Below are 13,515 nucleotides of genomic sequence, written 5' to 3'. Positions count from 1 at the left end.
CGTCCCTCGCGAATCTGTGCGTGATTGCTGCTTGCCCGAAACGATAACACGTTCTAATTTTGTTGCCATGGCCTATACGATTGCCGACCTCATCGAGCATGCAGTCGACCTGGTGCCCGATCGCGTCGCGCTGGAATCCGGCGACGAGACGCGGACCTACGCACAGCTCGAGGCGAGATCCAACGCCCTTGCCCACACGCTTCGCGAGCTCGGGGTGAAACCGGGCGACAGAGTGGGGTTGTACAGCAGGAACATCATCGAGGCGGTCGAGTCGATGGTCGCCATCTTCAAGGCGCGCGCGGTGATGGTGAACGTCAACTACCGCTACGTGGAGTCCGAACTCGAGCACATCTTCACCGACTCGGGGATGTCGGTGCTCATCCACGAGCGCCAGTTCTGTGAACGGGTGTGCAACACGTTGCCGAACGCGCCCTCGATCGAACACCGAATCGTCGTCGAGGACGGCTCCGATGCCCCACCGACCTGCGTCGGATACTCCGACTCCATCCGGTTCGAGGACGCCATCGCCGGAGCGAGTGGGGAACGGGACTTCGAGGAGCGGTCCGACGACGACCTGTACATGCTCTACACCGGCGGCACGACCGGCAAGCCGAAGGGTGTCGTCTGGCGCCAGGTCGACGTGTGGCGAGTTCTCGGCGGTGGAATCGACTGGTACACCAGCACTCCCGTTGCCGACGAGTGGCAGCTCGCGCGTGCGGGTGCCGACGGCGGGCAGCTCGTCCGGTTCCCGATCCCGCCGTTCATCCACGGCGGTTCGCAGTGGGCGATCTTCCAGGCGCTGTTCGGTGGCGGAAAAGTGGTGGTGTACCCCGAGTTCAGCGGTGGCCATGTCTGGGACGTCATCGAGCGGCACCGCGTCAACGTCGTCTTCATCACCGGAGATGCCATGGGACGTCCCATGATCGAGGCGCTGGCGGAGAAGGACGAGCACGATCTGAGCAGTGTCGTGTCCATCGCGTCGTCGGCGTGTCTGTTCTCGCCGAGCATCAAGGAACAGTTCATCGACCGCTTCCCGAATGCCATCATCATCGACGCGATCGGGTCGTCGGAGACGGGCTTCGGCGGTCTCGGAGTCGCGTCGAAGGACTCCCCGCACACGGGTGGGCCCCGGGTGAAGGCCGACAGCGAGACCCACGTACTCCGGGAGGACGGCACCCGCGTGGCACCTGGCAGCGGTGAGATCGGCGTGCTGGCGCGCACCGGCCACATCCCGCTGCGCTATCACAACGACCCGGAGAAGTCGGCGAAGACTTTCAAGGAGTTCAACGGAGTTCGCTATTCACTCCCGGGAGATTTCGCCCAGGTCGAGGAGGACGGCACCATCACGATGCTCGGCCGGGGCTCGGTCTCGATCAACACCGGCGGCGAGAAGGTGTTCCCGGAAGAGGTCGAGGGTGCGCTCAAAGCTCATCCGGATGTGTTCGACACGGTGGTGGTCGGCGTCGCGGACGACCGGTTCGGCCAGCGGGTCGCCGCGGTCATCGCCACCCGCGACAACGCCCGGCCGACCCTCGCCGAACTGAACGACGTGGTGCGCAAGGAACTCGCGGGCTACAAGTGCCCGCGCAGTGTGTGGTTCGTCGACGAGATCAAACGATCGCCGGCCGGCAAACCCGATTACCGGTGGGGTGCCGGGATCACCCAGGAACGACCCGCAGATGAGGCGCTCGGCGCCCCGGAGAAGAGCTGACATGCGTACCGCACTCGCCGAACGATTCGGCATCGACTATCCGATCTTCGGATTCACCCCGAGTCAGGACGTCGCCGCGGCGATCAGCCGCGCGGGCGGGTTGGGGGTACTCGGCTGCGTCCGCTTCAACGAGGCCGACGAACTCGACGAGGTGCTCGAGTGGATGCATCAGAACACCGACGGCAAACCGTTCGGTGTGGACATCGTGATGCCGGCGAAGATCCCCACCGAGGGCAGCAAACTCGACCTCGACTCGATGATCCCGCCGGAGCATCGCGCGTTCGTGGAGCGCACCCTCGACGATCTCGGCGTGCCTCCGCTGCCGAACGGCGAGCGGGTCGACGCCGGGGTGCTCGGGTGGTTGCACTCGGTGGCCCGCTCGCACGTGGACGTGTCGATGGAGCATGCGCGTAAGTACGGCCAGATCAAGTTGATCGCGAACGCGCTGGGCTCGCCGCCCGCCGACGTCATAGCCACCTCGCATGACAACGGAGTTCTCGTGGCCGCCCTCGCGGGCGCGAAAGAGCATGCGCTGCATCATGTCGAGGCTGGTGTCGACATCGTCATCGCACAGGGCTACGAGGGTGGCGGTCACACGGGTGAGGTGACCTCGATGATCCTGTGGCCCGAGCTCGTCGACGCCGTGGGAGATGCCGCCCCGGTGCTCGCGGCGGGTGGCGTCGGCAGTGGACGCCAGATCGCGGCTGCCATCGCACTCGGCGCACAGGGGGTGTGGATGGGCACCTACTGGCTGACCGCGGCTGAGTACAAGCTCGGTGTGCAACCCGACGCCGACGGGCCCTCGACGATCCAGAAGGCCCTGCTGAAGGCGACGTCGCGGGACACCGTGCGGCGGCGGATCTACTCCGGAAAACCTGCGCGACTGCTCAAGACGAAGTGGACCGACGCCTGGGACGCGCCCGGTGCGCCCGATCCGCTACCGATGCCGCTGCAGAACCTGCTGGTCGGCGAGGCCCACGCGCGGATCTCACGGGCCGACGATCCCGAGGTCGTCGCGATGCCTGCGGGTCAGATCGTGGGTCGCTGCAACGAGATCGTCCCCGTGGCCGACATGATCGCCGGTCTGGTGGGGGAATACGACCGGGCGGTCGCGCGGATGAACGCGACGGTCACCACCCCGGTGAGCTGAGCGGCCGCGATATCAGAGCAGTGCGGGGGGGCCGGGGCGACAACAGTCGTCGCCCGGGCCCTTTCGTGCTGCAGGCGCATCTGGGTCGTCGACTACTGCGACGGTGAGTGCTGGACGGCGACATATCGTCCGTCACGCCGGGTCCAGGTGCACGGCTCGGGGGCGTCGCGGAGCTGTCGCTTCACCGTCTTGAAGGTGGCGGTGTCGGGCAACTCGTGGGTGAGGCGGATCCGGTGCGGCCACTGCTTGGGGCCGAGATCGTTCTGTGCCTTCAGGAATTCGGTGAACGCTTCAGCGTCGACGGTGTCGTCGGTGACGAGGACGGCCTCGATCTCGTCGCCGATCTCGACGGGCACACCGTAGACCGCGGTCTGGCGTACGGCCCGGTGCCGCAAAAGGATTCGCTCGATCGGTCCGGTCCCGAGATTCTCACCGTCGACCCGTAGCCAGTCGCCGAGCCGCCCGGCGAAATGCAGGAAGCCGTCGTCGTCGACCCAGGCGAGATCGCCGGTGTGATAGACGCCGCCGCGCATCCGATCCGCGGTGGCGTCGGGATCATTGTGGTAGCCGCTGAACAGTCCCGGCCCAGAGGCATTGACGATCTCACCGACCTCTCCGGGAGGCACCGGGTCGCCGGACTCGGGATCGATGACGGCGGTGGGTGCGCGCAGGGGACCCAGCGCGTCCGGGGGCGTGTCCGCTGTGCGGGTGATCGCGACACCACCCTCGGTCGATCCGAATCCGTCGACGACACGGCAGCCGAACCGCTCGGCGAACCGGGCTCGATCACGTGCCGACGCCTCGTTCCCATACATGATCCGCAGGGTGTTGTCGGCGTCGTCGGCGTGCTCCGGTGTCGCCAGGATGTAGTTGAGCGGCTTGCCGACGTAGTTGGCGAACGTGATGCCGTAGCGGCGCACGTCGGAAAGGAAACCGCTGGCGGAGAAACGATCTCGAAGGGCGATCGAGGCGCCTCCGGCGAGCGCCACCGACCATCCTGCGATCACCGCGTTGGAGTGGAACATCGGCATCGACAGATACACGACGTCTCGGGAGCCGATCTCGAAGCGATCGGCGAGCATGCGCCCGCTTTCCGCGAACTTCCGCTGCGTGCACCGCACGGCCTTGGGGTCGCCGGTGGTCCCGGAGGTGAAGATGAGCATCATCAGGTCGTCGGGTGTCGGGAGTGGTCTCGATACGCGTCGGGCTTGCTGCGCTCGCTCGCCGCTACTCGACCAGCGGTTCGAGGCGTCGGGATTCTCCTGCTGATCGCGTTCTTCCTGCTGATCGAGTAGCGGCGAACGGAGTGAGTCGCGTATCGAGATCACCGGCAGATCACCGAGATCGGCATCATCGAGCAGTGCGCGGTGCGTGCCGTCGGTGAGGACGATCTGACACTCGGATCGCGCGATGTCGGCGGCGAGTGCGGCGCCCCGTCGGGTCGTGTTCAGCCCGACGAGGACGAACGCGCCGGTCGCCGCGGCCCCGAGCAGGTAGCTGAACCCCGGCGAATTCCCCATCAGCACACCGACATGCGGGGGACGGTCGGCCGGCAACACCTGGTGTACGGCCGTGGCCCACTCATCGGAGCGGGCCACATGGTCGCGCCACGACACGAACTCGTCTCCGTGGTGGAGGCCGCGGTCGTCGACGTCGGCGACCGCGGCCAGCATCTCCGCGAGGGTCACACCGGGGTGGCGGCCAGCTCGGCGCCGATCGAGGCCAGGACGACGGGCGCCGAGCCGAGGGTGAACTCGTTCTGCTTGGCGCGCAAGAAGTATCGATGCACCGGGTCACTGGTGTCGAGGCCGACGCCACCGTGCACGTGGACGGTCGTGTGGGCGACGCGGTGGCCGGCCTCCGTGGCCCAGAACTTGGCCGTCGCGATCGCGGTCCGCAGGTCTGACTCGGTTCCGGTCGGTGCGTCGGTGTGCAGGTTCGCGAGCATCCACGACGCCTGGGTGGTCGTGAGCGACAGCCCCTGGGCGTCGATGTAGCCGTCGGCGAGGCGCTGCGCGACCGCCTGGAACGACCCGATCGCGCGGCCGAACTGCTCACGTTCACGGGCGTACTCGGCGGCGAGTTCGAGCGCGCGCGTCACGACGCCGGACTGCTCGGCACAGACCGCCAGCGTGAACCGGTCGGCGATGTCCTGGACGGCGGTGAGGCCGCCGTCGAGGACGTGGTCGGCGTCGACGACGACGTCGGTGAGATCGACCTGTGCGGTGGGGATCTTGCCCGTCGAATCCGTGGCGGTGATCGAGAGGCCCGTGGAGCGCGCGGGGACGACGACCGCCACCGGGCCGTCGGGTCCGACGGTGTTGACGACGAAGTGATCGGCCGCCTCGGCGTAGGGAACGTTGACCTTGGTGCCGGTGACGGTCAGTCGGTCACCGTCGCGCGTCGCGGTGGTAGCCGGTGCGGTGACGTCGACCCCGAGGTCCTCCTCGAAGGCGACGGTCAGCACGACCTCGCCCCCGGCGGCGGGGACCACGATCGAGTCACGCAGTGCGTCCGCGCGGGTCGCGATCACCGGCAGGGCGGCGCAGGCGTGCGCAGCGAACGGCACACGCGCCAGGGCGCGGCCCAGTTCCTCGGCGACGAGGTCGTTCTCGATCGCTGACAGGTCGCCGCCGCGCTCGCCCGCTGCGGCGCTGGACACCTCGAGACCGAGCAGGCCGGCCGCGCCGAGTTCACGCCACAGGTCGGTGTCGATCGGCGCCGACGACGACTCGAGGTCGGCGACGCGTTCCGGTGTGCTGATCTTGCCGGTGATGTCGCGGGCGAGGCCACGGACGTCCTCGCCGGATTCGGGAAGTGTGAAGTCCATTGTGCTGGGGTGCTTTCGGTGTGTGGGGTTTCGATACGCGTCGGGCCCGCTGTGCTCGCTTGTTGCTACTCGACCGGCGGATGGAGGTCGGGGCGGCTACCGACGCTGGTGGGGGAGGCCGAGGGCGAGCATCGCGATGATGTCGCGCTGGACCTCGTTGGTGCCGCCGCCGAAGGTGAGGATGAGCGAGGATCGCTGGAATCGCTCGAGACGGCCCTGTAGGTGAGCGCCCGGGGTGCCCTGCCGGAGAGTGGCGGCGGGCCCGACGATCTCCATCAGCAGCCGATAGGCCTCGGTGGCGAACTCGGTGCCGAACACCTTGGTGGCGGAGGCGTCGGCCGGACTCGGCGATGCGCCGGACGCGGCGATCGACGCGATCTTCCAGTTGATCAGCTTCAGGAACTCGACCTTGGCGTGAACCCGCGCGAGGTTGGCCTGGACCCACGGGGAGTCGATCACCCGCTGGCCGTCACCGGTCTTGGTGTGCTGTGCCCACTCGATGGTCTCCCGTAACGCGGTCTGGATCGGGGCCGCGCTGCACAGTGCCACGCGTTCGTGGTTGAGCTGATTGGTGACCAGCGACCATCCGCCGCCCTCCTCGCCGACGATCGCCGACGTGGGCACCCGCACGTCCTGGTAGTAGGTCGCGCTGGTGTCGACTCCGGCCATGGTGTGCACCGGCGTGTAGCTGAAACCGTCGGCCGTGGTCGGCACGATGAGCATCGAGATGCCCTTGTGCTTCTTTCCGCCCGGCTCGAGCGTCGATGGATCGGTGCGGCAGGCGAGCCAGATGTAGTCGGCGTAGGGGACCAGGCTGGTCCACATCTTCTGGCCGTTGATGACGTACTCGTCGCCGTCGCGGATGGCGGTGGTGCGCAGGGCGGCGAGGTCGGTCCCCGCGCCCGGCTCGGAGTACCCGATGGAGAAATGGAGTTGTCCCGCAGCGATCTTCGGGAGGAAGAACGCCTTCTGCTCGTCGGTGCCGTAGTGCATGATCGTCGGCGCGACGGAGTTGATCGTGAGGAACGGGACGGGCGCACCCGCGATGGCCGCCTCGTCGGTGAAGATCAGCTGATCCATCATCGATCGGTTCTGCCCGCCGTACTCGGTGGGCCAGCCCAGCGCGAGCCAGCCGTCGGCGCCCATCTGTGCGACCACGTCGCGGTAGGCGTCGCCCTCACCGAGCTCGCCGCCCTCACCCCCGGTCAGCGCGGCGCGACGATCGTCGGTCATCAGACCCGCGAAGTAGGCCCGGAGTTCACGGCGTAGTTCGTTCTGCTGGTCGGTATAGGCGATGCGCATCGGGCTGTCCTCTGGGGCGTGGTCTCGGGCGGGTGTGTCTACAGTGATCAACCGGGGTCGGGCGAACTGTTGCTCGCCAACTTCTGAAACACGTTCTAACCTGAATGACACAGCCCGTCAACCAGATGAACTTTCGTGAAGGAGTGGGCACGATGCGAATCAAGGCCGATTTCGACCTCTGCGAGTCCAATGCCGTGTGCGTGGGTATGGCACCCGACGTCTTCGACCTCGGTGACGACGACTACCTGGTGATTCTCGCCGAAGATGTTTCCGCCGAGCGAGAAGAGGAAATGCGTCAGGTGGTCGCCAGTTGTCCGAAATCCGCGCTGTCGATGGAATGAGTTCGCGACAGCCAATCTGACCAATCGGTTCCGGCCCGAGCGCGTTCGTGCTAGAACAGGTTCTAGTTTGTGGCAGCCTCGGAAAGGAACAGGCGTGGGTCGGTCGTTGGACGGACGGGTGGCGGTCGTGACCGGTGCCGGTGGGGGGCTCGGTCGCGCGGAGGCGATCGGGTTGGCCGCACACGGTGCGGCCGTGATCGTGAACGACCTTGCGTCGTCGTTGGATTCGAGTGACGTCGTCGACGTCATCAGCAGTGCGGGTGGCCGTGCGGTGCCGGTCGCTGGTGACATCGCGGAGTCCGCGACCGCAACCGAGATCATGCGGACCGCCACCGAGGATCTCGGTGGACTCGACGTGGTCATGAGCAACGCGGGCATCACCCGCGACAAGATGCTCTTCAACATGACCGACGACGAGTGGGACCTGGTCATCCGGGTCCACCTGCGCGGGCACTTCCTGCTCAACCGCAATGCCGCGAGCCACTGGCGTGCCGCGTCGAAGGCCGCGGGTGCCCCGGTGTACGGCCGGCTGATCAACACCGCGTCGGAGGCCGGCCTGCTGGGTCCGGGTGGACAGGCCAACTACGCGGCGGCGAAGTCGGGGATCATCGCGCTGACGGTGTCGGCATCCCGGGCTCTGGGGCGCTACGGCGTCCGTGCGAACGCGATCTGCCCCCGGGCCCGGACGTCGATGACCTCCGACGTGTTCGGCGAGGCGCCGACCGACGGTGTCGATCCGTTGTCGCCCGAACACGTCGTGAACCTCGTGACCTACCTGGCCGCACCCGACGCCGCGCAGGTCACCGGACAGGTGTTCGTCGTCTACGGCGGCAAGGTCATGCTGATGGCCGCGCCGACCGTCGAGGAGACCTTCACCTCGGTGGGAGAGGCGTGGGATCAGGGTGACCTGGCGAAGACGCTGACCAGCTACTTCGCCGACCGCGACGAGAACCGTACGTTCTCGGCGAGTGAATTGGTCGACTGACCTAATCCATCTGAGCGTGCGTGATAGGTTCGCGGTGTTCGCCGGGGCGAACGCAGGAACGGGAGCGATCCCGGGGGGTGAGGAGTGTCGGTGTTCGAGAAGCTCGCAACGCCCATGTCCGGTGTTGGGGACTTCGTCGCCCTGGGGGTCGAATCGGCACGGGAACTGCTCCGCCGCCCGTTCCAATGGCGGGAGACCGTCGAACAGTCATGGGCCATCGCGCGGGTCTCGATGGTGCCGACCCTGCTGGTCGCGATCCCTTTCACGGTGCTGGTCAGCTTCACGCTGAACATCCTGCTGCGTGAGATCGGCGCGCAGGATCTCTCCGGTGCCGGCGCCGCACTCGGCACCATCACCCAGATCGGCCCGATCGTCACCGTGCTCATCGTCGCGGGTGCCGGTGCCACCGCGATCTGCGCCGACCTCGGTGCGCGCACCATCCGCGAAGAGATCGACGCGATGAAGGTGCTCGGCATCAACCCGATCCACCGTCTCGTCGTGCCGCGCATCATCGCCTCCACGGGCGTGGCCGTCCTCCTCAACAGCCTCGTGTGCACGATCGGCATCGGTGGTGGATTCATGTTCTCGGTCTTCCTGCAGGACGTGAACCCGGGTGCGTTCATCGCCAATCTGACACTGCTCACCGGCTTCGGCGAGCTGATGATCTCGATGGTCAAGGCCGCGTTGTTCGGGCTGTTCGCCGGGATGGTCGGGTGCTACCAGGGACTGAACGTCAAGGGAGGCGCGAAGGGTGTCGGCGACGCGGTGAACGAGACGGTCGTGTACTCGTTCATGGCACTGTTCGTCGTCAACGTCGTGGTCACCGCCGTCGGTCTCAAAGCAACGGCGGGATGAGCGATGGTACTTCCGTTCACGACCCGGTTCCGCACTGCGCGGGTCGCGGTGAAACGAGCCGGCGAGGACTGGGACCAGATCGGCGACCAGGCGCTGTTCTACTGGGACAGCATCATCGCCATCCCGCGGGCCCTCAAGCACTACAAGAAGGAGACCCTCCGCCTCATCGCGGAGATCTCGATGGGCACCGGCGCGCTGGCGATGATCGGTGGCACCGTCGTCGTCGTCGGCTTCCTGACGCTGTTCACCGGCGGCACGATCGCCGTCCAGGGATACAGCTCGCTGGCCAACATCGGTGTCGAGGCGCTCACCGGCTTCTTCTCCGCCTTCATCAACGTGCGTATCGCCGTCCCCGTCATCGCCGGTATCGCGCTGGCGGCGACGATCGGTGCCGGCGCGACGGCGCAACTCGGTGCGATGCGCGTGAGTGAGGAGATCGACGCCCTCGAGACGATGGCCATCTCGTCGATCCCGTACCTGGTGAGCACCCGCATCGTCGCCGGCCTGATCGCGATCATCCCGCTGTACTCGCTGGCCTCACTGGCGTCGTTCCTGGCCAGCCGCTTCGCGACGGTGTTCATCTACGGACAGTCGCCGGGCGTCTACGACCACTACTTCAACACCTTCCTCATCCCGTCCGACATCCTGTGGTCGTTCGTGCAGGCGATCTGCATGGCCGTCGCGGTGATGCTCATCCACACCTACTACGGCTACAACGCCTCGGGTGGGCCGGTCGGTGTGGGCGTGGCCGTCGGCAACGCGGTGCGCGCGTCGCTGGTCGTCGTCGTGGTGATCACCCTCCTGACCTCACTCGCCATCTACGGCGTCGACGGCAAGTTCAACCTGGCGGGGTAGGCAGATGGCACGGAGACAGGAACGGAGCAGAGCGGTCCGACGGACCGCGGCGGTCGTCATGGTCGGCTCGCTCGTCGTGATCGTCGCGGCGGCATCGGGGCAATTCCTCGGCTGGTTCTCCTCGACGCAGACGGTCACGCTGGAGGCGCCGCGCGCGGGTCTGGTGATGAGCCCGGACGCCGAGGTGCGCTTGCGGGGAGTGCCGGTGGGACGTGTCGAATCGATCGAACAGCAGAACGATCAGGCGGTGCTGACCCTGCACATCGACTCGGATCAGATGTCGCAGATCCCCGGCAACGTCACCGCGGACATCAAGTCCAACACGGTCTTCGGAGCCAAAACGGTCAACTTCGTGGTCCCCGAGTCGGGTGCCAGCGGGCAACTCGCCCCGGATCAGGTGATCGAGGCCGATCATGTCGTCGTCGAACTCAACACGGTCTACCAGCAGTTGGTGAACGTGCTCGCCGAGATCCAGCCCGAGAAACTCAACTCGGTCGTCGGCGCGGTGAACACCGCACTCGCGGGCAACGGCGAGCGGATCGGATCGGCGCTCGATCAGCTGTCGGGAATCCTGGAGCAGACCAATCCGCATCTGCCCGAACTGAATCAGCTGCTGCGTCAGGCCGCGACGACGACGGACGTGTACGCCGATGCGATGCCCGACCTGATGCGCACCGTCGACAACGCCACATTCATCGGCAACAACCTCGTCGACAACACCGCGAACCTCGATGCCCTGCTGATCAACGCGACCGGGATGGCCAACACGATCAACGGGGTGCTCGCGCCGTCGAAGTCGACGCTGATCTCGACGCTGACCAACCTCGATCCGGTGTCCCAGTTGCTGGGGTACAACTCGCCGGGTATCAAGTGTTTCCTGACCACCTCGGCGAAGGCGGCCGACCTGGCCAAGCCGTACTTCGGCGGGCGCAACGGCAACCTCTTGCTCTACGCCGGTCTGCTGCCCGGCAAGGAGCCCTACCGCTACCCGCAGAACCTGCCGCGTGTGGGCGCTGCCGGACCTCCGACATGCGCGGGCGGCCTGAGCGACCCGACGACGACCCAGCATTCGAAGTTCTACGTCACGAACAACGCCCCGGTGCCGTATCAGCCGCGCACGACGCCGAAGGCTAACCGAGAGAAGTTGTTCCAGCTGTTGTTCGGGGAGCCGCCACGTGGATAACCGCGCACGCGCGTTCCGCGCGACCGTGATCAAACTGGGCGCTTTCGCCATCGTCATGCTGCTGGTGTTCGTCGGCCTCGTCGTCGTGTTCAGCAACTACCGCTCCGGCAAGTCCGACGACTACCATGCCGTGTTCACCAGTGCCTCGGCGATGAAGTCGGGCAGCAAGGTGAAGATCGCCGGCGTCGAGGTGGGCCGCGTCTCCGGGATCTCGCTGAACCGTGCCAACCAGGCGGAGGTGGAGTTCACCGTCGACCGGCAGTATCGTCTGCCCGCATCGGCACGTGCTCTCATCCGGTACGAGAACCTCACCGGAGACCGCTACCTCGAACTGCAGCAGGGGACCGGCGAGCCGGGCAAGTTCCTGTCGCCCGGGGACGAGATCCCGATCAGTCAGACCGAACCCGCTCTCGATCTCGACAAGCTGCTGGGTGGCTTCAAGCCACTCTTCCGCACATTGAACCCGGAAGAGGTCAACCAACTGTCGGCGTCCATCGTCGAGGTGTTCCAGGGGCCCGCGCAGACCGCCGCCGTGGACAAGCTCCTCACCGACACGGCGTCGTTCACCAGTACCCTCGCCGACCGCGACCAACTGATCGGGCAGGTCATCGACAACCTGAACGCGACCCTGGGCACCCTCGACGGTGACCGCAAGGGCCTCGACACGAGCCTCGACCAGTTGCAGCAGCTGACCTCCGGACTCGCCGAGCAACGGGGCATCATCGGGAACTCTCTGACCCAGACCTCCGAGGTGACCAACGGGTTGTCGGATCTGCTGGGGGCGACGCGGCCGGACCTGAAGCAGATGATCGCCAACACCGGGCAGACCTCGGACTCGATCCTGGGCGCCGAACCCTACGTCCGCTCGCTGCTTCAGCGGCTGCCGAGCGACTACCAGAAGCTGTCGAATCTCGGCAGCTACGGATCGTGGCTGCAGATCTACTTCTGCCGCATCCGGTTGCTGGTCACCGGACCGGCGGGCAAGCAGTACTTCTTCACGTCGAACGACGTCATGGGTGACGCGACCAGAGCAGGCGGGAGGTGTGCGGCGACATGACCAATCCGTTCGGACGGTTCTTCTCGAGCCAGCGCACCGAGTCCTCCGAGGCCGACGTCTCCCGCGAGCAGAAGCGTGGCGGCCGCAGCCGGGCCGGCATCGGTGTCATCGGCGTGGTTATCACGGCGCTGGTCGTCGTGGTGGCGTTGCAGATGGACAAGCTGCCCTACCTGTCGCCGATCAGCTCCTACACCGCGTACTTCGACGACGCGGGCGGTCTGGTGTCCGGCGACATCGTCACCGTCTCCGGCGTGAACGTCGGCACGGTGGAGGGCGTGAAGCTCGCCTCGACGGGGCAGGGCACCAAGGCGGCCGTCACGTTCCGCATGAAGGACGACCTCGTCATCGGCGACGAGACGCAGGCCGCGATCAAGACCGAGACCGTTCTCGGTCGGCGCAACCTCACCGTCATTCCTCACGGCGGGAACCGGATCAAACCCGGCGGTGAGATCCCGAATCAGAACACGGTGGCGCCGTACTCGCTCACCGATGCGCTCGACGACGCGTCGTCGACGTTGGAGACCACCGACACCGACGAGCTGAACAAGGCACTGACCACGCTGTCGGTGACGTTCGAGGACACGCCTGCGCAGGTGCAGGGTGCCGTCGACGGGGTCGCACGCCTGTCCAAGGCCGTGGCCGACCGGGATGGTGCGTTGCGGGAACTGCTCGCGAAGGCCAACTCGGTGAGCAAGATCCTCGGCGACCGCAACAATCAGATCAACAAGTTGCTCGTGGATGCCAACTCGTTGCTCGGCGAACTGCAGTTCCGGCAGTCGGCGGTCGCGTCGTTGATCACCGGCACCCGCGATGTGTCCATCCAGATCAAGGGATTCATCGCCGACAACAACGCGCAACTCACCCCTGTGCTGACCAAGTTGGACCGAGTCACCAAGATCCTCACGGACAACGAGAAGAGTCTGAAGGAGACCATCGATCGGCTCGGCCCGTACGCCAACGCGCTCGGTGAGGCGGTCGCGAACGGACCGAACTTCGACTCGCTGGTCGGGGTGTCGACGTTCGGTGACTACACCGCGACCTTCCTGAAGGTCTTGCAGCAGAAGTATCCGGAGGCTGCGAAAGCATTCTCCTACAGCGGTTTCCCGCTGCTACCGAACGCATGGAGCGAGGCGCCGCCGGCAGGTACCCGGCCCAAACCGCCGGTCGTGCCGGAACCGACGTATCCGACGCCGCCGCCCGGTTCGACGCCGTCCGGTGCCGCACCGAGGTCAGGAGGGTGATGTCG

12 protein-coding genes are annotated in these 13,515 nt (G+C 66.4%); 9 read left to right on the top strand and 3 right to left on the bottom strand.

Annotated elements, in window-relative coordinates; all coding sequences use genetic code 11:
- Positions 1-67 precede the first annotated feature (67 nt).
- Complete coding sequence (locus QSJ19_RS06455) at positions 68-1,711, top strand: acyl-CoA synthetase (RefSeq protein ID WP_286319127.1); 1,644 nt, start codon at positions 68-70, stop codon at positions 1,709-1,711.
- A 1-nt stretch (position 1,712) separates the two neighbouring features.
- Positions 1,713-2,861, top strand: coding sequence for an NAD(P)H-dependent flavin oxidoreductase (locus QSJ19_RS06450; RefSeq protein ID WP_286319126.1), 1,149 nt, complete (start codon positions 1,713-1,715; stop codon positions 2,859-2,861).
- Between the two features lie 92 nt (positions 2,862-2,953).
- On the opposite strand, the gene QSJ19_RS06445 is transcribed toward QSJ19_RS06450, so the two are convergent.
- The 3 genes from QSJ19_RS06445 to QSJ19_RS06435 form a co-directional block, all read right to left on the bottom strand.
- A complete protein-coding gene (locus tag QSJ19_RS06445) occupies positions 2,954-4,534 on the bottom strand; it encodes a long-chain-fatty-acid--CoA ligase (RefSeq protein ID WP_286319125.1) in 1,581 nt (526 codons plus the stop codon).
- An 11-nt stretch (positions 4,535-4,545) separates the two neighbouring features.
- A complete protein-coding gene (locus QSJ19_RS06440; RefSeq protein WP_286319124.1) occupies positions 4,546-5,691 on the bottom strand; it encodes an acyl-CoA dehydrogenase family protein in 1,146 nt (381 codons plus the stop codon).
- Between the two features lie 96 nt (positions 5,692-5,787).
- Positions 5,788-6,993: an acyl-CoA dehydrogenase family protein gene (locus tag QSJ19_RS06435; RefSeq protein ID WP_286319123.1), complete on the bottom strand. Its 1,206-nt coding sequence runs from the start codon at positions 6,991-6,993 to the stop codon at positions 5,788-5,790.
- A gap of 152 nt (positions 6,994-7,145) precedes the next feature.
- On the opposite strand from QSJ19_RS06435, the gene QSJ19_RS06430 reads away from it, so the two are divergent.
- The 7 genes from QSJ19_RS06430 (at position 7,146) to QSJ19_RS06400 (ending at position 13,510) form a co-directional block, all read left to right on the top strand.
- Entirely contained in the window at positions 7,146-7,334 is a 189-nt protein-coding gene (locus QSJ19_RS06430; protein WP_286319326.1) for a ferredoxin, read from the top strand.
- Positions 7,335-7,428: 94 nt separating this feature from the next.
- Positions 7,429-8,319: a 3-oxoacyl-ACP reductase gene (locus QSJ19_RS06425; protein ID WP_286319122.1), complete on the top strand. Its 891-nt coding sequence runs from the start codon at positions 7,429-7,431 to the stop codon at positions 8,317-8,319.
- Positions 8,320-8,433: 114 nt separating this feature from the next.
- Positions 8,434-9,174 (top strand): MlaE family ABC transporter permease, encoded by a 741-nt coding sequence (locus tag QSJ19_RS06420; protein WP_502876109.1) that lies wholly within the window; start codon positions 8,434-8,436, stop codon positions 9,172-9,174.
- A gap of 3 nt (positions 9,175-9,177) precedes the next feature.
- Entirely contained in the window at positions 9,178-10,029 is an 852-nt protein-coding gene (locus tag QSJ19_RS06415; RefSeq protein ID WP_187590052.1) for an MlaE family ABC transporter permease, read from the top strand.
- A 4-nt stretch (positions 10,030-10,033) separates the two neighbouring features.
- Positions 10,034-11,212, top strand: a complete 1,179-nt coding sequence (locus QSJ19_RS06410; protein ID WP_286319121.1) for an MCE family protein — start codon at positions 10,034-10,036, stop codon at positions 11,210-11,212.
- Complete coding sequence (locus tag QSJ19_RS06405) at positions 11,205-12,269, top strand: MCE family protein (protein WP_286319120.1); 1,065 nt, start codon at positions 11,205-11,207, stop codon at positions 12,267-12,269. The genes QSJ19_RS06410 and QSJ19_RS06405 overlap by 8 nt, the downstream gene beginning before the upstream one ends.
- Positions 12,266-13,510 carry an MCE family protein gene (locus QSJ19_RS06400; RefSeq protein ID WP_286319118.1) on the top strand — a complete coding sequence of 415 codons (1,245 nt, stop codon included), beginning with the start codon at positions 12,266-12,268 and terminating at the stop codon, positions 13,508-13,510. The genes QSJ19_RS06405 and QSJ19_RS06400 overlap by 4 nt, the downstream gene beginning before the upstream one ends.
- Positions 13,511-13,515: the final 5 nt, after the last annotated feature.

The sequence above is a fragment of the Gordonia sp. ABSL11-1 genome (assembly GCF_030315685.1).
In the GTDB taxonomy this organism is placed as follows: Bacteria; Actinomycetota; Actinomycetes; order Mycobacteriales; family Mycobacteriaceae; genus Gordonia.
This window is presented reverse-complemented; position numbering and strand designations above follow the sequence as displayed.